Annotated in this window: 18 protein-coding genes; 4 read left to right on the top strand and 14 right to left on the bottom strand. The window is 62.7% G+C overall.

Annotation, left to right across the window (positions count from 1 at the left end; translation table 11 throughout):
- Window positions 1-309: 309 nt before the first annotated feature.
- The 7 genes from OYT13_RS05620 to OYT13_RS05590 form a co-directional block, all read right to left on the bottom strand.
- The gene (locus OYT13_RS05620; protein ID WP_017232090.1) at window positions 310-1,650 is read right to left on the bottom strand and encodes a sigma-54-dependent transcriptional regulator; all 1,341 of its coding nucleotides are present in this window, start codon (window positions 1,648-1,650) and stop codon (window positions 310-312) included.
- Entirely contained in the window at window positions 1,647-3,542 is a 1,896-nt protein-coding gene (locus tag OYT13_RS05615; RefSeq protein WP_017232091.1) for a sensor histidine kinase, read from the bottom strand. The genes OYT13_RS05620 and OYT13_RS05615 overlap by 4 nt, the downstream gene beginning before the upstream one ends.
- Window positions 3,543-3,795: 253 nt before the next feature.
- A complete protein-coding gene (locus OYT13_RS05610; protein ID WP_232424507.1) occupies window positions 3,796-4,503 on the bottom strand; it encodes an ABC transporter ATP-binding protein in 708 nt (235 codons plus the stop codon).
- A complete protein-coding gene (locus tag OYT13_RS05605) occupies window positions 4,500-5,207 on the bottom strand; it encodes an ABC transporter ATP-binding protein (RefSeq protein ID WP_017232093.1) in 708 nt (235 codons plus the stop codon). Before OYT13_RS05605 ends, OYT13_RS05610 begins: the two co-directional genes overlap by 4 nt.
- Window positions 5,197-6,153 (bottom strand): branched-chain amino acid ABC transporter permease, encoded by a 957-nt coding sequence (locus tag OYT13_RS05600; RefSeq protein ID WP_017232094.1) that lies wholly within the window; start codon window positions 6,151-6,153, stop codon window positions 5,197-5,199. The genes OYT13_RS05605 and OYT13_RS05600 overlap by 11 nt, the downstream gene beginning before the upstream one ends.
- Complete coding sequence (locus OYT13_RS05595; RefSeq protein WP_026131626.1) at window positions 6,146-7,027, bottom strand: branched-chain amino acid ABC transporter permease; 882 nt, start codon at window positions 7,025-7,027, stop codon at window positions 6,146-6,148. Before OYT13_RS05595 ends, OYT13_RS05600 begins: the two co-directional genes overlap by 8 nt.
- Before the next feature lie 85 nt (window positions 7,028-7,112).
- Window positions 7,113-8,372 carry an amino acid ABC transporter substrate-binding protein gene (locus OYT13_RS05590; RefSeq protein ID WP_017232096.1) on the bottom strand — a complete coding sequence of 420 codons (1,260 nt, stop codon included), beginning with the start codon at window positions 8,370-8,372 and terminating at the stop codon, window positions 7,113-7,115.
- 297 nt (window positions 8,373-8,669) lie between these two features.
- Between OYT13_RS05590 and OYT13_RS05585 the strand changes: the two genes are divergently transcribed.
- Entirely contained in the window at window positions 8,670-9,086 is a 417-nt protein-coding gene (locus tag OYT13_RS05585; RefSeq protein ID WP_268567392.1) for a hypothetical protein, read from the top strand.
- Between the two features lie 159 nt (window positions 9,087-9,245).
- Here the strand turns inward: OYT13_RS05585 and aroA are convergent, their stop codons facing one another.
- The 6 genes from aroA to gyrA form a co-directional block, all read right to left on the bottom strand.
- Window positions 9,246-10,568, bottom strand: a complete 1,323-nt coding sequence (gene aroA, locus OYT13_RS05580; RefSeq protein WP_017232098.1) for a 3-phosphoshikimate 1-carboxyvinyltransferase — start codon at window positions 10,566-10,568, stop codon at window positions 9,246-9,248.
- A complete protein-coding gene (locus OYT13_RS05575) occupies window positions 10,568-11,440 on the bottom strand; it encodes a prephenate dehydrogenase (protein ID WP_017232099.1) in 873 nt (290 codons plus the stop codon). Before OYT13_RS05575 ends, aroA begins: the two co-directional genes overlap by 1 nt.
- A gap of 21 nt (window positions 11,441-11,461) precedes the next feature.
- A complete protein-coding gene (pheA, locus tag OYT13_RS05570; RefSeq protein WP_017232100.1) occupies window positions 11,462-12,544 on the bottom strand; it encodes a prephenate dehydratase in 1,083 nt (360 codons plus the stop codon).
- Between the two features lie 110 nt (window positions 12,545-12,654).
- Window positions 12,655-13,767 carry a 3-phosphoserine/phosphohydroxythreonine transaminase gene (gene serC, locus OYT13_RS05565; RefSeq protein ID WP_261939039.1) on the bottom strand — a complete coding sequence of 371 codons (1,113 nt, stop codon included), beginning with the start codon at window positions 13,765-13,767 and terminating at the stop codon, window positions 12,655-12,657.
- 282 nt (window positions 13,768-14,049) lie between these two features.
- The gene (locus tag OYT13_RS05560; RefSeq protein ID WP_017232102.1) at window positions 14,050-14,637 is read right to left on the bottom strand and encodes a DUF2059 domain-containing protein; all 588 of its coding nucleotides are present in this window, start codon (window positions 14,635-14,637) and stop codon (window positions 14,050-14,052) included.
- Between the two features lie 139 nt (window positions 14,638-14,776).
- On the bottom strand, window positions 14,777-17,404 hold the full coding sequence (gene gyrA / locus OYT13_RS05555; protein ID WP_150563143.1) for a DNA gyrase subunit A: 2,628 nt from the start codon (window positions 17,402-17,404) through the stop codon (window positions 14,777-14,779).
- 411 nt (window positions 17,405-17,815) lie between these two features.
- Between gyrA and ompA the strand changes: the two genes are divergently transcribed.
- Window positions 17,816-18,481 (top strand): outer membrane protein OmpA, encoded by a 666-nt coding sequence (gene ompA, locus OYT13_RS05550; protein WP_017232104.1) that lies wholly within the window; start codon window positions 17,816-17,818, stop codon window positions 18,479-18,481.
- A 109-nt stretch (window positions 18,482-18,590) separates the two neighbouring features.
- On the opposite strand, the gene OYT13_RS05545 is transcribed toward ompA, so the two are convergent.
- Entirely contained in the window at window positions 18,591-19,379 is a 789-nt protein-coding gene (locus OYT13_RS05545; protein WP_130025188.1) for a hypothetical protein, read from the bottom strand.
- 286 nt (window positions 19,380-19,665) lie between these two features.
- On the opposite strand from OYT13_RS05545, the gene OYT13_RS05540 reads away from it, so the two are divergent.
- Window positions 19,666-20,136 carry an EVE domain-containing protein gene (locus OYT13_RS05540; protein WP_268567391.1) on the top strand — a complete coding sequence of 157 codons (471 nt, stop codon included), beginning with the start codon at window positions 19,666-19,668 and terminating at the stop codon, window positions 20,134-20,136.
- 186 nt (window positions 20,137-20,322) lie between these two features.
- On the top strand, window positions 20,323-21,030 hold the full coding sequence (locus OYT13_RS05535; RefSeq protein ID WP_261939040.1) for an SIMPL domain-containing protein: 708 nt from the start codon (window positions 20,323-20,325) through the stop codon (window positions 21,028-21,030).
- The last annotated feature ends 51 nt before the right edge of the window (window positions 21,031-21,081 follow it).

Here is a 21,081-nt window from a genome sequence, read left to right as displayed (position 1 = left end):
AATCGGGCGCCCGGGCGCGCTCAAGGGCACGGGTGAGATAGATCCCGACCACCGGGCCGCGGCGGCCACGAGGGGCGCTATGCGAATTCGCTACCGCACGTTGTCCCGCCTTCAAACTGCCCGGGATTAGGGTGGCAATGGGGGATCGCGACCATCGATTCGGCGACCGGCAGCGAACTCAAGCAACGCTGACCTGACCAGTATAGCCGTCGTGCCTCGCGCACGACTGACGCGCCGCCGGAATCGCGGTCTCGCGGCGGCAGGGGGCGCGACCGGCCGATGGATCCGATCGCTTCCCTTGCCCTGATTTCACTTGAAATCATCGGACGCGATGCCGAGGCGCCGCATCTTGTCGTACAAGGTCTTTCGGGGAATGCCCAGCTTTTCGCAAGCGAGCGATGCGCGTCCGCCGGACGCGCGCAACGCCTCTTCGATGAAACGCCGCTCGAACAGGTTCATCTGCTCGTCGAGCGTGCGCGGCGTCCCCTGCGGGCCGTCGTCCGGATCTCCGGTCCCGAGTCCGAGCGTAAAGCGCTCGGCGACGTTGCACAGTTCGCGCACGTTTCCGGGCCACGGGCGCGCCATCAGCCGATTCAGACGCTCGGCGCCGATCTCCGGCACCGGACGACCGTACGCCGCCGCCGCCCGCAGCACAAAGTGCTCGAACAGCAGCGGAATGTCTTCCCGACGCTCCCGTAGCGAGGGGATCTCGAGCACGATCACCCCAAGCCGATAGTAGAGATCGTCGCGAAACCGCTGCTGGCGGGCGAGCTCGAGCAGATCCGCCTTCGTCGCGGCAATGATCCGGCAATTCATCGGCAGCAGTTCGTTCGAGCCAATCCGCTCGAACTGGCGCTCCTGAAGCACACGCAGGAACTTGACCTGAAGCGCCATCTGCATCGTCTCGATCTCGTCGAGAAAGAGCGTGCCGGCCTGCGCATACTCCAGCTTGCCGATGCGACGTTTCAACGCCCCCGTGAACGAGCCAGCCTCATGGCCGAACACTTCGCTCTCGAATAGCGATTCGGGAAGGCCCGCGCAGTTCAGCGCGGCAAAGGGTTTGTCGCGGCGCGGGCCGAAGTCGTGCAGGCAGCGCGCAACCAGTTCCTTGCCGGTGCCCGTCTCGCCGAACACCAGCACGTTCGCATCGGTATTGGCCAGTTCGAGGATCAGCTTGCGCAAATGCTCCACGGGTCGCGAATTCCCGAGGATCCTCGCATCGATACGATCACGACTCTCGAGCTGCCTGCGCACGGCCGTCAGTTCGAGCGTAAGCCGTCGGTGCTCGAGCGCACGTCGCGCAAGCTCGACGATCCGCTCCGACGCGAACGGCTTTTCAACGAAGTCGTAAGCGCCGAGGCGCATGGCCTGTACCGCCATCGCGATGTCGCCGTGCCCGGTCACGAGAATGACCGGCATCGACGCGCTCATTGCCTTCACGCGTTCGAGCAGTTCGAGTCCCGTCATGCCGGGCAGACGCACATCGCTGACGACAATACCCGGAAAATCGCCGTCGATGTGCTCAAGCGCCTCCTCGGCGCTTCCAAACGCGTCGACCTCGATGTCCGCTAGCTGCAACGCCTGGACAGTACCGAGCCTCACTGCCGCGTCATCCTCCACGAGCAGCACGCGCAAGCTGTCTGGGATCACGGGTTGCCCTCCCTGTACGTACGTAGATAAATACTGAACTCGGCGCCGCCCTCCGGCCGGCCGGAGGCTTTCAGCGAACCGCTGAACTCACGCACGATGCCCTCGGAGATCGCCAACCCGAGGCCCAGCCCCGTGCCCTGCTCCTTCGTCGTGAAGAACGGCTCGAAGAGCCGCGCGCGCACAGCCTCGGAAAGCCCCATGCCGGTATCGCGCACCCGGATCACGGTCGTATTGCCATCCGCCTCGACCGTCACCTCAAGGCGTCGCACCGGGGTGATGGCCATCGCGTCGAGCGCGTTCGTGAACAGGTTCACGAGCACTTGCTCGAGCCGATTGGCATCGGCGAGCACGCGGGCATCGGCCAATTGCGCGTCGAACATGAGCTCGACCCGCTCCTTTCGCAGCCGCTGTCCAACGAGGAACAACGCGTTATTGATCGCCTCGGCGGCAACGACAGGCTGGAGCTGCGTCGGCGCCTTGCGGGCGAAGCGCTTCAGTTGCGACGTGATCCGCCCCATTCGCTCTATCAACTCGCCGATCATCCGAAGATTGGCCTCGGCGTGACTCGGCCGCCCCCGTTCGAGGAATGTCAGCGCGTTGTCCGACAGCGTGCGTAGCGCCGCGAGCGGCTGATTGAGCTCGTGGGTGACGCCCGCCGCCATCTGCCCGAGCGCCGCCATCTTGCCCGCCTGCACAAGCTCCTCGAATGCCGCCTTGAGCTGCGCCTCGGTTTCCCTGTGCATCGCGACCTCGTGCTCCAGATTGCGGTTCGCGCGGCTCAGCGCCGCAGTGCGCCGCGCGACCTTGCGCTCGAGCTCCTCGTTCAGTTGCTGCAGCGCCTCGCGCAGTGCCAGCCGTTGCGCGACAATGCGCCGTCGCTGCCACACCGTCAGCGCCAGCACGACGACGAATGCGAGCCCGAGCGCGGCCGATCGGGCCAATGCACGCGCCACCGCTCGCGCAGGCGCGAGATTCGACAGCACGACAATGTGCCAGTCGGTGCCCGATACGGGACGGGTAACGACCAGGAATTCGGTTGGAAACGGCTGAGGGGTCGGCAGGCTGGCGGCCAGCGGATTGTCGCGCGCCACCGACTCGATCCACGCATTGGGTGCGAGTGTGCGCTCGATGGTGAAGCCAGCGGGCATGAGTGCCCCCGGCGCATCGTACTGGTGCGTACTCACGATCTCGGCGCGCGCGGCCGCCGACAGCGGACGTAGTGTCCTGTATTTGAGCCCCGGCACCGACGACAGCATGATCACGCCATGCGAATCGACGGCGAGCACGGGCTCGGCGCCCTGTCGCCAGACCGATTCGATCCGGTCGAGATTGACCTTGAGCGTCACGACGCCAAGCACGCGATGCGCGTCGTCATAGATCCGTTCGGCCAGAAAATAGCCCGCCTCATTGCTCACGGTGCCCAGCCCGTAGAAACGGCCATGGCCGTCTCGCATGGCGCCGATAAAGTACGGGCGGAACGAAAAGTTCGACCCGACGAACGTCTTCGGCTGGTTCCAGTTGCTCGCCGCGAGCGTGTTGCCTTGCTTGTCCATCACGTAGAACGCGCTGGAGCCCGCGTCTGCATTGACGGTCTGCAGATACGCATTGACCCGCGCGACCAGATCGCGATCGGTCGGATGGCGCAGCATCGAGAGCACGTCGGCATTCAGGCTCGCGAGCGACGGCAGATAGCTATAGTGTCGAACCTCGCTCGTCAGCGCGTTCTCGTAGCCGTCGAGCCGGTGCGCAGCGGTGTCTCGCAGCGTGCGAATCTCCACCTGCTCCGCGTAACGATAGGCCACCCATGCGCCAACCACCGTCAGCAAGGCGAACGCGACCACGAGCGCGAGCAAAACACGCGTGCGACGCGACGTTGCGCTGACGAACTTCACGACCGCCTCCCCGCAAGCCCGCGCCCCGCGGGCCCGCGAACGTCCATTGCCCACCGCCCCATCGCACCGTCTCCTCTGAAGCCATCATTCTAACGGTGCGGCGACCGACGACCATCGGCACAAGCGCTTGTCCGGCGTACCCGATCCCCGTGCTCCGCTCGATCCTCTGGCGGGAGGGGGCCTCATCAGGCCCGCGTCCTGCGTCCGCGACGACAACGCGTCGACATCCCGGACATCGTTCGCCAAACGAACCTTACAGCCCGAAGTAAGTCTCGCGCACGGCGTCGCTCGCTTCGAGCTCCGCGCGCGAGCCCGACACGCGAACCTTGCCGTGATCGAGCAAGTAACCGCGATCGGCAAGATCGAGGAACGCGATATTCTGCTCCGCGATCAGCAACGAGGTTCCGTCGCCAATGGCCGTGCGCAACGCGTCGATCACGTGCTTGACGAACACCGGCGCGAGACCGGAGGACGGCTCGTCCATCAACAGGAGGCGGGGTTCGGCGATTAGCACCTTCGCGATGCCGAGCATCTTGCGTTGCCCCCCCGACAGGCTTGCCGCGGCAGCACGCCGCTTCGCCGCCAGTGCGGGAAAAAGCGCGAACAACACTTCCTTGCGCTGACGGATTTTCGCTTCGGGCATGAAATAGCCGCCGAGCGCGATGTTCTCGTCGATCGACAGCGTCGGAAATACACCGAGCTCCGACATGAATGCGATGCCGCGCCGAATCCGCTGATCAGGCCGCAGCGTGTCAATGCGCTCGCCGTCGAGCGTGATGCGCCCGCCCTTGCACGGCAATAGCCCAATCAGCGTGCGCAGCAGCGTCGTCTTGCCCGCGCTGTTTGCACCGAGCAACAACACGGTTTGCCCGGGCTCGACCCGCATATCGACGCCCCAGAGCACCTGCATGTCCCCATAGCCGGCCTCCACGCCTTCGATTACCAGGGATGCCGTCATCATGCCGCTCCAATGAATGCAGCGATCACCTCGGGGTCGCGCGCGGCCGACGCGAGCGGTCCCTCGAACAACATGCGCCCGGCGCCGAGCACGATCACACGTTCGGTGATGCGGTTGAGAAAATCGAGCAAGTGCTCGACCACGATCATCGCGATGCCACGTGCCGACAGTCGTTGCAGCAACTCGGCAATCACATTCAATTCCGCGGGATTGAGCCCCGCGCCAATCTCGTCGACCAGCAGCAATTGCGGCCGCGTGGCAAGCGCCCGTCCGAGATCGAGCAGCTTCTGTTGATTCACCGTCAGCGAACCCGCGACACGCGACGCCACACTGGCGAGACCGATGTCTTCGAGAATCGGTCCGATCTCGCGGGGATCCAGACGCACGCTGCGCGCCGCGACTTCAACGTTCTCATGCACAGTCATGTCGCGAAACACCTTCGGCACCTGAAACGTACGGTTGATGCCAAGGTGTACACGCCGGTGCATCGGCATGCGGTTGATCGTTTGCCCGAGGAAATCGATCGCGCCCTCGTCCGCCTGCAGGAGACCCGAGATCACGTTGATGGTCGTCGTCTTGCCGGAGCCATTCGGCCCGACGAGACCGACGATCTCGCCGGGCACGACAGCAAAGTTCACATCGTTGAGCACGACCTGTGCGCCGAAGCGCTTGTGAACGCCCACGAGTTGCAACAATTCAGAAGACATGGATACCCCGACGTTGCAGCAGCGACAGGAGGCCACCCGGCAGAAACAGCACGAGCAGCACGATGAGACCGCCATAGATGAACTGGAAGTACTGTGGCGTGGAAATCCCGATCGCCGCGTACAGGACGTAGAGCAGCCCCGCGCCGACAATCGGCCCGATGACCGTGCCGACGCCGCCGAAGAGTGCGAACACGATGGCGAACACCGAGAACTGCAACGTGAACACCGCGTCGGGATAGAACACCGAGATGCCCCATGCGTAGGTGCCGCCCGCGAGCCCGGCGATCAATGCCGACACCAGCCACGCGACGAGACGCGCCTGCACAACGTTGACGCCCGCCATCGCCGCGCTCACCGGATCCTGCTTGACCGCACGCAGCGACATGCCAAAGCCGGACGTGCGGAAGTACGCCGCAAATGCGCACGCGATGAGCAAAACGCCGAGCATGCAGGCGTAGCTTGCGTCCGGACTGTAGACCTGTTCGATCTTGAGTCCGTAGGGGCCGCCGGTCACGTCGGACAGGTTCGGGTTCGACACAACGAAGTAGATGATCTGCGACGCCGCGAGATTTGCGATCGAGAAGTAAGCGCCCGAGAGCCGCAACAGCGGCCCGAGCACCAGCCCGAGCAGTGCGGCCGCGAGGCCGCCGCCCGCGACGCACGCGAGAATGGGCAGGTGCGTATGAAGCACGAGCAGCGACGTTGCATAGGCACCACTGCCGAAAAAGCCCACATAGCCGAACGGCAAATAGCCGGTGAAGCCGTACAGCAGGTTGAGTCCCTGTGCCAGCACGATAAACGTCATGATCGTGAACAGCAGCGACTGGTTGGCGTACACATGAGGTGCCACGAGGAAGATCGCGGCAACCACTGCAAGCGTGATAGCCGGTGCGCGCAAGCGTCGCGGCGCCGTCTGTCCGGTGGGGTTCAGAGTGGTATCAAGCAAGACGCACCGCCTTTCCGAGCAAGCCCGAGGGACGAATGAGCACAATGATCAACAGCAGCGCATACGGCACTACGTTCGACCACGACGAGTAATAGGTTTGCATCAGCATCGTGCCGAGACCGAACACGAGCCCGCCGGCAATCGTGCCAAGCGGATTGCCAAGGGAGCCGATGACCACGATCGCGAACGCGGTCGTGGTGAGGTTGTCGCCAAGATCGGGCGACACCGAGCCGAGGAGATACGGCACGAACACGCCCGCGATACCCGCGAGCGCGAGACCTGCGACAAACGCAATGGTCGACACACGGCGCACGTCGATTCCGGTGGCAACGGCCTCTTCCCGATTGGCCATCACCGCGCGAGTTGCATAGCCGAACCGCGTGCGCGAGAAATACAGCCACAGCACGACCAGCGCCGCAACGCTGATGCCGGCGGCCCACCACCAACTATCGGGAAACTGCTGGCCGAAGGCCCCCAGATTGCCGCTGCCGAGCGCATCGTCGGGCAACGAGCGCTGGTCGGCGCCGAACATCAGTACCGTCAACGACTCGAGCATCTGGCCAATGCCGAAGAACAGGATGAACGACAGCATCTCCGGGTCGTCGCTGCGCTGCAGCCGCGGCACGACGGCCCGATACATCGGCCAGCCAATGATCGTTGCCGCGGCCACCGACACGGGAATGGCCCACAACGGACTCAGGCCGAAATGATGCGAGACCATCCACGCCGCATAGCTGCCCAGCACGATGAACTGCCCGTGCGCGAGATTGATGATACGCATCACGCCGAACACGAGATTGAGTCCCAGGCCGACCAGCGTGAAGAAGATACCGTACAGAATGCCGCCCATGACGGCATAAGCAAGAAGTTCCACGTTCGTCCCTTCGCAAGCGAGGATGTCGTCGCCGGCGCCGTCGTTCGGCGCCGGCCGGTTCCTGATCAGACGATGCGACTGACGATCAGTGCGTCGGCGCCGGATACACCGGCTTGCCGGTCGCATGCGAGTCCGGATACACGACGACGAACTTGAGCCCCTTGTTGCCGTCCGGCACCATCTGGGCGACCGGGAACGGTTGGCCGAGCTGCGCCCCGTTCGCATTGATCTGGAACGGCCCCAGCAGCGTGGTCGTCTTTCCGGACATGTCCATCAAGGCCTGATGGAAGGCCGGTTGTGCAAACGTCGGTGCGTCGCCAAGCATCTTCTCCATGACAATGCCCGTGTTGTAACCGGCCGAGTCGAGGAAGGTCGGATCCTTGTGTTGGTCGGCCTGGAACGCCTGCACAAATTGCGCGGTATTCATCCCGTAAGTGACCTTGTCGTACTTGACCAGCGGCGGCGTGGGGTACGTGTACGTGTAGGCGAGCGCATCGACCCCCGCATTCTTCGTGAGCAGTTGCAGCAGTTGCCCCGGGAAGATCGTGAACGTCATGTCGAAATGCAGGCCGCTTTGCGACAGCGCGCGCAGGAATGCGATGTCGTTCGGCGCGTAGCCGAATTCAAGCAACGCCTGGGGATTGGCGGCCTTCGCCGTGTGCAGCAGCACGTTGTAGTTCGATTCCGTGGTCGGCACGCTGTGGTAGAACACCGGCGTCACGCCTCCCTTCGCGAGTTCCGCCTTCATCGTTTCGGCTTGCGAGGCATCGAAATCGTTCGCGCCGTAGACAATCGCCACGCGCTTGATCTTCTGCTTGAGGAGGAAGTTGGCGAGCGGCACCGGCCAGACCGTCGACGACGGAATACTCACATCGGCGAGGTAATCGGTCTTCTGAGTGAAGAAGTTCGCCCCCGAGCCGGTCGGATCGATCAACAGCATGTGGTGCTCAGCCGCGAGCGGCACCGCGACCGACGTCAGCACCGACCCAAAGTCGGCCACGAGGATGTCGACCTTGTCCTGCGTGATCAACTGGTTATAGAGCGTGGTGGCCGTGGACGTCGAACTCTGGTCGTCGTACGCCACGATCTTCACGGGAATCTTCTTGCCGTATGCCTTGACGAGCACCCCGCCCTGCTTGTTGACGGTGTCGGCCCAGAACTTCAGCCCTTCGTATTGCCCCTGGGAAGCCACCGCGAACGGGCCAGTGCTCGCGTAGAGCGTGCCAATACTGATCTGTGCTGGCGCCTGTGCAGCTTGCGCCCCCAGGCTGGCGAACGCGCAAGCGATCGCGGCGGCGGTCATTTTCAGCGAAGTGGCGGTTTTACGGGTCAGTCGCGCGTGCATTGAAATCTCCTCTGGATCGTTTTGACATCAAGACCTGTCCACGCCGCGCGGCGAAAGCCGCAATGACGCACGTGGTCAGGGTTCTGCTACGTGGGAAGCGAATGGGAACCGACGGCCTGAGGCCGGGCCGGTTGGGCCCGGTGGGTCAGTAAATGGGAAGGCGGGTGAATGTCATGACATGTCTCCTGATGATCGATATTCGATTGTTTGGAGAACGTTATGCAATTCGCATGCCAATCACATCGGCGAACGCAATGCCTTGATGCAGCACGGTGCCCGCGTGTCGCGACATGCGCATTGCGCGAAAATCCGCACAAATGCGCCGACGGGTGGCTGGGAAAAGTGACGTCCGGCCGGCTCGCGCCTGATGCGCCTGATGCGCCTGATGTACCGGATGTGCCGGATGCGCCGGATGTGCCGGATGTGCCGGATGCGCCGGATGTGCCGGATGTGCCGGATGTGCCGGATGTGCCGGATGTGCCGGATGTGCCGGATGTGCCGGATGTGCCGGATGTGCCGGATGTGCCGGATGTGCCGGATGTGCCGGATGCGCCGGATGTGCCGGATGTGCCGGATGTGCCGGATGTGCCGGATGTGCCGGAGAGGCCGAAAGCGCCGGAGAGGCCGGATGTTTCCGGGGCGAGGCAGGCAGAGCACGCCGATCCCGAGCCGCGCGGCACGCGGGGCTATGCAGATAGACAGGAGGGAAATTGAGGTGCACCGGGCGGTCGATCTCGTGCCAGGGGCCTGGCCACGCACACGGCCAGCGTGATCGGCCCCCGAGTGGTCTTCCGACAATCAGGGGCCGATGCGCGTACGTACCGTCAGTTCTGCCCTTTCAACAACGGCGTGCGACCCAGCATTTGCAACGCGCTAGGACGCAACGCGCGCAAACTCGGTGAAATACGTCGGGAACGTCTTGGCAACGCATTTCGGATCGTTGATCGTCACCGGCACGCCGCCCAGGCTCACGAGTGAGAAGCACATCGCCATACGGTGATCGTCGTAGGTGTCGATGGCCGCGTTCGGTGTGAGTGCGGCGGGCGGCGTGACACGCAAATAGTCCGTGCCCTCCTCCACCGTTGCCCCCACCTTGCGCAGTTCGATTGCCATGGCGGCCAAACGATCCGTTTCCTTCACGCGCCAGCTTGCGATATTGCGCAGCGTGGTGGTGCCGTCCGCGAAAAGGGCGGCGACCGCGATCGTCATTGCTGCGTCGGGAATGTGATTGAAGTCCATGTCGAGCGAACGCAGCTTGCCGCTCGGCGTGTCGACGCCGTGCACTTCAATGGCGTCGTCGAACAGTGTGACGCGCGCGCCCATCGCCGCGAGGGCGTCCACGAAACGCACATCGCCCTGAATGCTGTCGCGGCCGACGCCTTCCACCCGCAGCGGTCCGCCCCCAATGGCCCCGGCGGCGAGGAAGTACGACGCCGACGACGCATCGCCTTCGACCCGGACCTCGCCCGGACTCCGATACTTCGCGCCGCCGGCATCCGCCGCCGGCAACGTGAAGCGCGACCATCCGTCTTGCCGGACATCGATGCCGAAGCGCCGCAACAGTCGCAGCGTGATGTCGATGTACGGCTTGGAAATCAGCTCTCCCTCGACTTCAACGACGATCTCGCCCGTTGCCGACGGCAACAGCGGCAACGTGAGCAGCAACGCGGTAAGGAACTGGCTCGACACATCGCCACGCACGCGAATGGGCGCCGACGGTGCGGCCACATCGGCCGGCTGGATATGCAGCGGGGGATAGCCGGCGTTACCGACGTAATCGATATGCGCGCCGAGCTGACGCAAGCCGTCAACCAGGTCGCCGATCGGGCGTTCGTGCATACGCGCCACCCCTGAGACCGCATAGTCGCCGTGGCTAAGCGCGAGCGCCGCCGTCAGCGGACGAATGGCCGTGCCCGCGTTGCCCATGAACAGCTTGGCCGTCTTGACGGGAAATGCACCGCCGCAGCCCTCAACGATGAAATCGCGCGAGTCACCGACCTGCGTACATTTGACGCCAAGCGTCGCCAAGGCGTCGAGCATGACCTTCGTGTCGTCCGACGCGAGCAGGTCGCGCACGCGGGTTGTGCCGTGGGACAACGCGGCGAGCAGCAATACGCGGTTCGAGATACTTTTCGAGCCGGGCAGGCGCAGCGTGCCTTCGGCGTGTCCGTAAGGACCCAGATCGAGCGTTTCCATTACTTTTCCTGTTGCTTGGCCCAGTTCGTGCGCGCCTGGCTGGTGCGCGCGAAGACGGCCTCGAGACCGGCGCCGTCACCGGCATCGATCAATTGACGCAAACCCGCGAGCGTCGCGACGTAGCCATCGAGTTCGGCGAGCAGTGCCTCGCGATTGGCCATACAGATATCGCGCCACATTTCCGGATTCGATGCCGCGATGCGCGTAAAGTCGCGAAAACCACCGCCCGCGAAACCGAATTTCGAGGCAGCGTCGGGGGCTTCGAGAATCTGCGCGATGAGCGCGTACGAGAGAACATGCGGCAGGTGACTGACCGACGCGAATACGCGATCGTGCTGCGTCTCGGACATTTCCGACACACGCGCCCCGGTCGCCTCCCACATCGCGCGCACCCGCGCGACGTCCTCGTGACGATTGTTCGTTTGCGGACACAGCACGACGCGCCGGTCGAGATACAAATCGGCTTTCGCTGCATCGACACCGGACAATTCCGCCCCGGCGATAGGGTGCCCCGGCACGAAGCGCCAGACTTCGTCGCCCAGTGCGGCCTTGGCGGCGGTTACGGCGTCCGTTTTGGTACTTCCCGCGTCGGTCACGATCGTATCGCCACCGAGAAACGGGCGGATCGCCGCGAGCAATGCGGGCGTCTGCGCCACCGGCGCCGCGAGCACGACGATATCGGCCCCCGCCACGGCCTCGGCCATTGACACGGCAGCCCGATCGATCACACCGAGTTCGCGCGCGCGCGCCAGCGACGCCTCGCTGCGCCCGACGCCGACGACTTCCTTCACGGCACCCGCGGCCTTGAGCGCACGTGCGAGCGAACCGCCAATCAGGCCGACGCCGCAGATGACGAGTTTATTCAGACTCATGGTGTTTCGTCCGCCGCCCCGTTATGCGGAGCGCGGGTATGACCCGAGCACTTTGCAATAAGCCGCGTTCTGACGGAGCGCGTCGAGCGCCTTGGCGACATTGGGATCGTCGCGATGACCCTCGAAATCGACGTAGAAGTAATACTCCCACGCGCCGCTTTTGGCCGGACGCGACTCGAAGCGCGTCATCGACACGCCATTGTTCGCCAGCGGTTCGAGTAACGCCACCACGGCACCGGCGCGATTCGGCACCGAGAGAATCAGCGATGTTTGATCGTGGCCGCTCGGCGCCGGATCCTGCGTGCCGACAACGACGAATCGCGTGCGGTTGTGCGGATCGTCCTGCACGTGCGCGTAGGCCACCTGCAGTCCGTACTGGGTCGCCGCGGACTCGCCGGCAATCGCCGCAATGGTCGGATCGGCCGACGCCATACGCGCCGCCTCAGCATTGCTCGACACCGCCTGCCGCTCCAGCAGCGGAAAATGCGCCGTAAGCCAGTGCTGACATTGGGCGAGCGACTGCGCATGCGAGCAGATGCGCTTGACCCCGTCGAGCGTGCCCGAGAGCGACATCAGATTGTGATGAATCGGCAAAGCCACTTCGCCGCTGATCGTCAGCGGACTTTGCAGCAGCAGGTCCAGCGTGCGCGACACGACACCCTCGGTCGAATTCTCGACCGGCACGACGCCGAAGTCCGCGCTGCCGGCCTCGACGGCGCGGAACACCTCGTCGAGCGACGGGCACGGCAAGCCTTTCACGCTTTGTCCGAAGTAGGCAAATGCCGCCTGTTCGCTGTAGGTGCCGGCCGGCCCCAGGTAAGCGACCGTCATGACCTTCTCCAGCGCACGGCTGGCCGACATGATCTCGCGCCAGATCGACGCCAGATTGTCGCCATACAACGGGCCGTCGTTGGTTTGTTGCAGACGCGAAATGACCTGCAATTCGCGCTCAGGCCGGAACACCGGCGCGCCGAAACGCTTCTTGACTTCGCCCACTTCCAGGGCGACGGCGGCGCGTTGGTTGAGCAGTTTCAGAAGCTGCGCGTCGATGTCATCGATTTTCTCCCGCAAGGGGCGCAGCAATGCGTTCAGATCGTCTTCCATGGAGCGTATTGTCGTCATGCAGTGGAACAGGGGCGGGCGATTCGACCGTGCTTGGCGCGATGTCCCGAAGCGCGTCGGGACATTCCTTTTGCGCCGGCCGTTCGCCCTCGTCAGCCGTGGCTGCGCTCGAATTCGCGCAGATAATCGACCAGCGCCTTGACGCCGGCCAGCGGCATCGCGTTGTAAATCGAGGCGCGCATGCCTCCCACGGACTTGTGGCCCTTGAGTTGCAGCAGGCCGCGCTCGCGAGCGCCGGCCAGGAAAGACTCGTTCAATGCGTCGTCGTGCAGGAAAAACGGCACGTTCATGCGCGAGCGGCAATCCTTCGCGACGGGTGTGCGGTAAAACTCGCTGCTGTCCAGGTAACCATAGAGGCAATCGGCCTTGGCCTTGTTCTGCGCCTCCATGGCCACCAGTCCCCCCTGGCGCTTGAGCCACTGGAACACCAGACCGGCGATGTAGATTGCGTAGGTCGGCGGCGTGTTGAACATCGAGTCGTTCTCGGCAACGATCTTCCAATCGAACGCACTCGGCGTGATCGGCAACGCGCGGCCAAGCAAGTCGTCGCGCACGATGACCACCGTCAGCCCCGACGGACCGATATTCTTTTGCGCGCCGCCGTACATCACGCCGAACTTCGACACATCCATCGGACGCGAAAGAATGTGCGACGAGACGTCCGCCACGAGCGGCACGTTCGGCCGCCCGGCGGCGCCCAAATCGGGCGTCCAGAAATACTCGACGCCATGAATGGTTTCATTCGTACAGATATGCACGTAAGCCGGATCTTTGGACAACTGCCATTCGTCCATTGTCGGCAGGCGGGTGAACTTCTCGGCTTCGGTGCTCGCGGCGATATTGACGTCGCAATACTTGCGCGCCTCCTTCTGCGACTTCACCGACCACGACCCGGTGACGACGTAGTCCGCCGTACGACGCTCTCCCGCACGCTCGCCGCCCAACAGGTTCATCGGGATGAGCGCGTTCTCGGCCAGCGCGCCGCCCTGCATGAACAGAATCCGGTAGTTCTCCGGCACGGCGAGCAGCTCACGCAGATCGGCCTGCGCCTGCGCCAGAATGCTCATGAACTCACGTCCGCGATGGCTCATCTCCATCACGCCCATACCGGCGCCGTGCCAGTCGAGCATTTCCTCGGCAGCCTGTGCCAGCACCTCGGCCGGCAGCGCCGCCGGACCGGCCGAAAAATTGAAAGCGCGCGTCATAATGTTTTGCCACGGTAAAAGTGAAACGCAAGCCGACGGACACTGCCCCGTGCGGCTTGCGTTTCACGTCTGACGATGACTCGTTTGCGAGGCGGCGAAGACCCACTATACCGCCAGATGCCTTCGACGTGCGGGTGTCCGCCCCAATTCCGCCGCTGGACGATGGCTTTGCCGGAAAATTCCGAGCAAAACCCGGCAGTTCACACCGTCAATGCAAAATGGCCGTTTGCGATCGCTCGCAAACGGCCATTATCGGTCAATCCCAGCGGGACCGGCCGAAATTTACTTCTTGGCCGGCGCCTTCGGTGCCGACTTGGCAGCCGCGGCAATCTCTGCGTCCGCTTGCTTGCTGGTCGCGTCGATCGATTGCGGCATGTACTTCTGCATCAGACCGCCAACGACTTCCTGGCCAACCTGATCCTGCACCTTGATGTACTTCTGGCCGACCGCGCTCTTGTAAAACGCCGTCAGACCCTTGATTTCGTCGGTGGTGTAGAACTTGCCATAAGCCGCGTATTGCGCTTGCACGGCATCGTTCTTGAACGCGTCGGAAGTGAAGACCTTGCCTGCCCCCTCGACGAGCTTTTGCACCGAGCGCTCTTGCAGCGTCGGCACAATGGCCTGCTTCTGCGCATCGCTCATCGTCTTGTTGGCGACCAGTTGGCGTTCGAGCACTTGCGGCGCCAATTGCTTCGCCTGTTGCTGCGCGCCGTCACCGATGGCAGCGACGAGCTTATTCGCGTCGATGGCGTCGAGCAGGTCCTTGATGGCGGCCTTCTTGTCGGCATCGATCGGGGCGCTTTGTTGAGCCATCGCCATTGCCGGCGCTGCGAGCAGCAGCCACATCCACTTCTTGACGTTATGTTGCATAGTAATAGTCACTCCAAAGTTCGCCGGCTTTGTCCGGCGATAAATAGATGCATCCTCGCCTGGGCACTTCACTGCATCGAGCCAGATTCTACTGACTTTTCGGGGTAATGCGCCCGCAGCTTACATCGCGTTACGTCAGTCATGATTCCGTGACATCCGCTTCCGGCGTCTCGTCGCCATCTTGAGCATCACCGCCATTCTCCGCGATTTCGGCATCGGACTCGACGATGCGTTGCAGGCCCGAAAGCGTCGTGCCTTCGTCCAGGCTGATCAGCGTCACCCCCTGCGTGGCCCGGCCCATTTCGCGAATTTCCGACACGCGCGTACGGATCAGCACCCCGCCGGTCGTGATCAGCATGATCTCGTCATCCGGCTCGACCAGCGTCGCCGCGACCACCCGGCCGTTGCGTTCGCTCGTCTGGATCGCAATCATACCCTTAGTGCCACGGCCGTGGCGCGTATATTCGGTGATCGACGTGCGTTTGCCGTAGCCGTTTTCGGTCGCCGTGAGCACCGACTGCTGCTCGTTCTCGGCAACCAGCAGCGCGATGACCGTCTGCCCGTCTTCGAGCTGCATGCCGCGCACGCCACGCGCTTCGCGTCCCATCGGACGCACATCGTTTTCGTCGAAACGCACCGCCTTGCCGCTGTCCGAGAACAACATGACGTCGTGGGCACCGTCGGTGATGGCCGCGCCGATCAACACGTCGCCGTCATCGAGATTCACCGCGATGATGCCCTTCTTGAGCGGACGGCTGAAGGCCGTCAGCGGCGTCTTCTTGACCGTGCCCAGGCTCGTGGCCATGAACACGAAGCGATCTTCCGTGTATGCCTTGACCGGCAGCACCACGTTGATCTTCTCGCCGTCCTGCAACGGGAACATATTGACGATCGGACGCCCGCGCGAGGTTCGTGACCCCTGCGGCACTTCATAGACCTTGATCCAATACACGCGGCCGCGATTCGAGAAGCACAGAATCGTATCGTGTGTATTGGCAATGAACAGCGTGTCGATCCAGTCGTCGTCCTTGGTCGCGGCAGCCTGCTTGCCTCGGCCACCGCGCTTCTGTGCGCGGTATTCGGACAACGGCATCGACTTGATGTAGCCCGAGTGCGACAGCGTAACCACCATGTCCTGCGGCGTAATCAGGTCTTCGGTGTCGAGTTCGGTGGCGTTGTGTTCGATGGTCGAACGACGCTCGTCGCCGAACTCGGCGCGCACGGCCGTCAGTTCGTCGCCGATGATCGCCGTCACGCGTTCAGGGCGCGCCAGGATGTCGAGCAGGTCGGCGATCTGGGCCATCACTTCCTTGTACTCGGAAACGATCTTGTCCTGTTCCAGACCGGTCAGGCGCTGCAGACGCATCTGCAGAATTTCCTGCGCCTGCGTCTCCGACAGACGGTAGAGTCCGTCGGCCTGCATGCCCACGGCGGCGTCGAGCCCTTCCGGACGGTAGGCCGCACGGCCGCCCTGCGTATCGCTTTCGGCCCGCGCGAGCATGTCGCGCACGACCGACGAATCCCATGCCTTTTCCATCAACGCGGCCTTCGCGATCGGCGGCGTCGGTGCCGCCTTGATGATCGCGATGAAGTCGTCGATGTTAGCAAGCGCTACCGCCAGACCTTCGAGCACATGCCCACGCTCACGGGCGCGACGCAGTTCGTAGATCGTGCGGCGAGTAATCACTTCGCGGCGGTGCGCAAGGAAGTGCACCAGCATTTCGCGCAGGTTCAGCAGCTTGGGCTGGCCGTCGACCAGCGCCACCATGTTCATGCCGAACGTGTCTTGCAGCTGCGTGTGCTTATAGAGATTGTTGAGCACAACCTCGGGCACTTCGCCGCGCTTGAGTTCGATCACCACGCGCATGCCGCTCTTGTCGGACTCGTCGCGAATGTCGGAAATCCCTTCAATACGCTTCTCGTTGACCAGCTCGGCAATACGCTCGAGCAGTGAGCGCTTGTTCACCTGATACGGCAGCTCGTCGACGATGATCGCCACGCGCTGGCCGCGATCGATGTCTTCGAAGTGAGTCTTCGCTCGCATCACCACACGACCGCGACCGGTGCGGTAGCCCTCGCGCACGCCGGAGATGCCGTAGATGATGCCGGCCGTCGGGAAATCCGGGGCCGGAATGATCTCGATGAGTTCGTCGATGGTGGCTTCCGGGTGCTTGAGCACGTGCAGACAGCCTTCCACGACTTCGTTGAGATTGTGCGGCGGAATGTTCGTGGCCATGCCGACCGCAATCCCCGACGAACCGTTGAGCAGCAGGTTCGGGATGCGGGCCGGCAAGATCAATGGCTCTTTCTCGCTGCCGTCGTAGTTCGGACCGAAGTCGACGGTTTCCTTGTCGATGTCCGCGAGCAGCTCGTGGCCGATCTTGGCCATGCGCACTTCGGTGTATCGCATGGCAGCGGCGTTGTCGCCGTCGACCGAGCCGAAGTTCCCCTGCCCGTCGACCAGCATGTAGCGCAGCGAGAACGGCTGCGCCATACGAACGATGGTGTCGTATACAGAGGCGTCGCCGTGCGGGTGGTACTTACCGATGACGTCACCGACGATACGTGCCGATTTCTTGTATGCCCGGTTCCAGTCGTTATTCAACTCGTGCATGGCAAACAGTGCACGGCGGTGCACCGGCTTCAGGCCGTCGCGCACGTCTGGCAGGGCGCGGCCGACGATCACGCTCATGGCGTAATCGAGATACGACCGCCGCATTTCTTCTTCAAGCGAAATCGGGAGAGTTTCTTTGGCGAACTGATCCATTATTCGTATCTATCAAACCCTAATCGCGATAGGCGGTTGCCGGCGATATGATCTTAAGATTCTAACATGCCCGTCATTGGCATCCGAAACGAGCGTGATGCGATGCACAAGACACGTCCGGCATACCAAAACGATCGATGACGACGAAGAATGAAACGGTTGGCGAGGGGCCTCAAAAGGTGTTGCGCTCACGCCACAACTGCGCCACGACGGGCGGCAAACTTGGGGTTTTGCTCACGGGTGGCGGAAGCGCTATGGCAAAATGCCGTGGCATAAGTTAGACATTATTCGAAGTGCATGGGCCATGCTTTGGCGCAAAGGCCGATGTTATACTTCGAGCGATGTAAGACTTTGGTACCGTCGTCTAGGCTCGCAGTAACCCTGCGGTAATCTCATTTCGAGAGGAGAAATATGAATAAATTCGCTAAGCTCGCGATCGTTGCAGCTACCGCAGTGATGGCTGCTTCGGCTATGGCTCAAAATTATGTCCAGACCGCTCCGGGTCCGATCGCGGCCTCGAAACAAGCTGTCAACGACAACTGGGTTAACGGCAGCGGCGAGTGGGTTTGGAAGAACGGCTCGGACGAACTGTGCTGGCGCGATGCCTACTGGACCCCGGCCACGGCCAATGCCAAGTGCGATGGTTCGATCATCGCCCAGGCACCGGCTCCGGCACCGGCTCCGGTTCCGGTCGCTCCGGTTTCGCAGAAGGTGACGTACCAAGCTGACGCCCTGTTCGATTTCGACAAGGCCATCCTGAAGCCGGAAGGCAAGGCCAAGCTGGACGACCTGGCTGGCAAGGTTCAAGCACTGAACCTGGAAGTCGTGGTTGCCACGGGCTACACCGACCGCATCGGTTCGGACAAGTACAACGACCGTCTGTCGCTGCGTCGCGCTCAAGCTGTGAAGGCCTATCTGGTCAGCAAGGGCGTTGAAGCCAACCGCGTCTACACGGAAGGCAAGGGCAAGCGCAACCCGGTCACGACCGGTTGCAACCAGAAGAATCGCGGTCAGCTGATCAAGTGCCTGGCACCGGATCGCCGCGTGGAAGTCGAAGTCGTCGGCACGAACAAGTAATACGGTTCTCACCGACTACGAAAAAACCCCGCCTCGGCGGGGTTTTTTTTCGTCTGCCGTGATCGGATCCGTCATCCGAACCGTCGCGAGGTTCCGACAATCGGCACCCTCACGCCTCGCTGCCCAGTTGCGGATACTGCCGGCGCACCATAAAGCTCAGCAGCGCCTTGACCGGACGGTCGCGCCACCACGATCCCGTCTCCAGCGGCTTGAACATCATGCGCGTGGCCGCCTCGACAGGCATGTACTGCTTCATCACATCGCCCGACATCGCGAGGAACGCGTCCCAGGTCATCGTCTCGAACGGCGGCGGTGTGCGCCAGAATCGATTGAGCGGCTCGAACGCGAACGCAATGTCCTCGTCGCGCACCAGTTCGCTGCGCGCGACCATGGTTCTCAGCCGCCGGATCACCCCGCGCTGCTCCACCGCGTTGTACCGATCGAATGTCTTGCGGAAATAGCGATAGTGGCCGACCTCCTCATTGCTCAACTTATGCATCATCTGCTTGAGTTCCTCGACCGGCATATAGGATTCCAGGCAGCGGTAGATCATGGCCGTTTGCGTCTCGGTCACGCAGCGTGAAAGCGCCTCGAGGGCCAGCGACGGCCGCATGTGCTGCACATCGCACCGCGGCTTATAGCGTTCCAGAAATGCGTCGTACGCCGGCGCCCAGTCGAACTCGGGCCAGACACGCGCGATGTAGTCCTTGGCGAGCCGCCCGTGCTCGACTTCCTCGGGCAGCCAGGTATCGCGCAGCCACGTTCTCATCTCGTCGTCGTCGCCATACATCTGGTTGAGCGTGGAGACGAACTCCGGCACGCTGGTCTCGATGAAAGACACCGTCGCGAGGGAATAAAAGATGAACGCATTGGTTCGAACAGACGGCTCTGCTGCCATGACACGCTCCTATCGGCATAGGGGGTTGAACATGTATCGCTCAAGCACGTACGCGCGACCTGTGTGAATGGCGGGTTGACAAGCGCATCGAGCACTGCCCGTTGCGAGATCGGACAGGGCACTCCGCCAACCGGTCACATCAATCGTCACACGAAGATCACAAACGCATAGTATAGGATTTGGCCAAGGATCGCAGCGCAGCAACCCATCCATCCAAAATGCGTCGATTTTTGGTCAATTTGAGCGATGTTTGCTACCGTTACAACAACTTTAACTCTGAAACGGCATGACACAACGTTACTGGTTGATGAAGTCCGAACCCGAGGAGGCGAGTATCGACGATCTCGCCAGCGCGAAGCACCAGACCCTGGCGTGGACGGGCGTGCGCAACTATCAGGCACGAAACTTCATGCGCGACGAGATGCGCGTGGGCGACGGCGTGCTCTTCTATCATTCGAGCTGTGCGGTGCCCGGTATCGCCGGACTCGCGACGGTGGCGTCGACGCCCTATCCCGACCCTACCCAGTTCGACTCCAAGAGTCCCTATTTCGATCCCAAGTCGGCGCCGGATTCGCCACGTTGGCTGCTGGTCGACGTCAAACTGGATCGCAAGACACGCCTCATGCCGCTCACGGAAATGCGTCAGACGCCGGAATTGGACGGCATGTTGGTCCTCGCCCGCGGCAACCGTCTCTCGATCACCCCCGTGGCGCCCAAACACTGGAAGTTCATCACCCGGCATCTGCTTGAAGACTGAAAGTGTCGGGGGAACCAACCCGGTTGCGATAGCGTCTGTATCAGGTTGCCGACACCGGCATAGCCTGTGGCCATGACCGCATGACACGCCATCATGTGGCGAGCGTCATGCCGCGAAGGCCGCGCGAGCGACCGGTCAACCGTTCGCCACGCCCAGGCGAACTCTCACTCGAAAAAGGACAATACGATGCGCAAATCTCTCGCTGCCGCGCTGCTGATCGCCACCGCCGCCAATGTCGCCTACGCCCAGTCGGGTGAAGATGCCAACCGTCAGGTCTCGGGTGTACTGGGCCTTGAAGCGCACGCCACGAAGGAAGTCGAGCAGGACACCGTTCACATCACGATGTCCGCGCAGGAGCAAGGCGCCGACGCCGCGACCGTGTCGCGCAATCTCACGCAGAAGGCCAACAGCGCGATGTCCGTGGCCAAGGGCCAGAATGCCGTGCAGGTTCAGACCGGTAACGTCTCGCTCTACCCGACGACCAACCGCGACGGCAAGATCACCGCATGGCGAGGCCGCACCGAACTGCAAATGACTTCGAAGGATTTCGGTGCCGCATCGCGTCTCGCCAGCCAGATCTCGAACCAGATGCAGATGGACGGCGTGTCGTTCTCGCTCTCGCGTGAAGCGCAGGAGAAGACCCAGGCCGAGCTGACGAATCAGGCCATCCAGGCGTTCCGCGATCAGGCGCAGAACAACACGAAGGCCTTCGGCTACAGCAGCTACACGATCCGTCAGGTGCAGGTCGGTGCGAACGCGCCGATGATGCCGCGTCCGTACGCGATGAAGGCAATGGCCATGAGTGCGGGCGCCGACGCCGCGCCGCCGATGCAGCTCGAAGGCGGCAAAACGCAGGTGACCGTGACGGTCTCGGGTACGGTGCAGATGAAGTAAGCCGCGCGGGCCCGCACGTTGTTAGGTGAGTTATCATGCCGCCCCGTCGAG

It is taken from the genome of Pandoraea sp. XJJ-1, from assembly GCF_026802345.1.
Classification (GTDB): domain Bacteria; phylum Pseudomonadota; class Gammaproteobacteria; order Burkholderiales; family Burkholderiaceae; genus Pandoraea; species Pandoraea cepalis.
The sequence above is the reverse complement of the archived record's forward strand: the minus strand, read 5'-3'. Positions and strand labels throughout refer to the sequence as shown.

What these genes read in the sequence shown, in the direction of transcription:
- OYT13_RS05610 (WP_232424507.1), bottom strand. Translation starts at nt 4,503, where the DNA reads ATGATGACGGCATCCCTGGTAATCGAAGGCGTGGAGGCCGGCTATGGG.
- OYT13_RS05605 (WP_017232093.1), bottom strand. Translation starts at nt 5,207, where the DNA reads ATGTCTTCTGAATTGTTGCAACTCGTGGGCGTTCACAAGCGCTTCGGC.
- OYT13_RS05590 (WP_017232096.1), bottom strand. Translation starts at nt 8,372, where the DNA reads ATGCACGCGCGACTGACCCGTAAAACCGCCACTTCGCTGAAAATGACC.
- aroA (WP_017232098.1), bottom strand. Translation starts at nt 10,568, where the DNA reads ATGGAAACGCTCGATCTGGGTCCTTACGGACACGCCGAAGGCACGCTG.
- OYT13_RS05575 (WP_017232099.1), bottom strand. Translation starts at nt 11,440, where the DNA reads ATGAGTCTGAATAAACTCGTCATCTGCGGCGTCGGCCTGATTGGCGGT.
- pheA (WP_017232100.1), bottom strand. Translation starts at nt 12,544, where the DNA reads ATGGAAGACGATCTGAACGCATTGCTGCGCCCCTTGCGGGAGAAAATC.
- serC (WP_261939039.1), bottom strand. Translation starts at nt 13,767, where the DNA reads ATGACGCGCGCTTTCAATTTTTCGGCCGGTCCGGCGGCGCTGCCGGCC.
- OYT13_RS05560 (WP_017232102.1), bottom strand. Translation starts at nt 14,637, where the DNA reads ATGCAACATAACGTCAAGAAGTGGATGTGGCTGCTGCTCGCAGCGCCG.
- gyrA (WP_150563143.1), bottom strand. Translation starts at nt 17,404, where the DNA reads ATGGATCAGTTCGCCAAAGAAACTCTCCCGATTTCGCTTGAAGAAGAA.
- ompA (WP_017232104.1), top strand. Translation starts at nt 17,816, where the DNA reads ATGAATAAATTCGCTAAGCTCGCGATCGTTGCAGCTACCGCAGTGATG.
- OYT13_RS05545 (WP_130025188.1), bottom strand. Translation starts at nt 19,379, where the DNA reads ATGGCAGCAGAGCCGTCTGTTCGAACCAATGCGTTCATCTTTTATTCC.
- OYT13_RS05540 (WP_268567391.1), top strand. Translation starts at nt 19,666, where the DNA reads ATGACACAACGTTACTGGTTGATGAAGTCCGAACCCGAGGAGGCGAGT.
- OYT13_RS05535 (WP_261939040.1), top strand. Translation starts at nt 20,323, where the DNA reads ATGCGCAAATCTCTCGCTGCCGCGCTGCTGATCGCCACCGCCGCCAAT.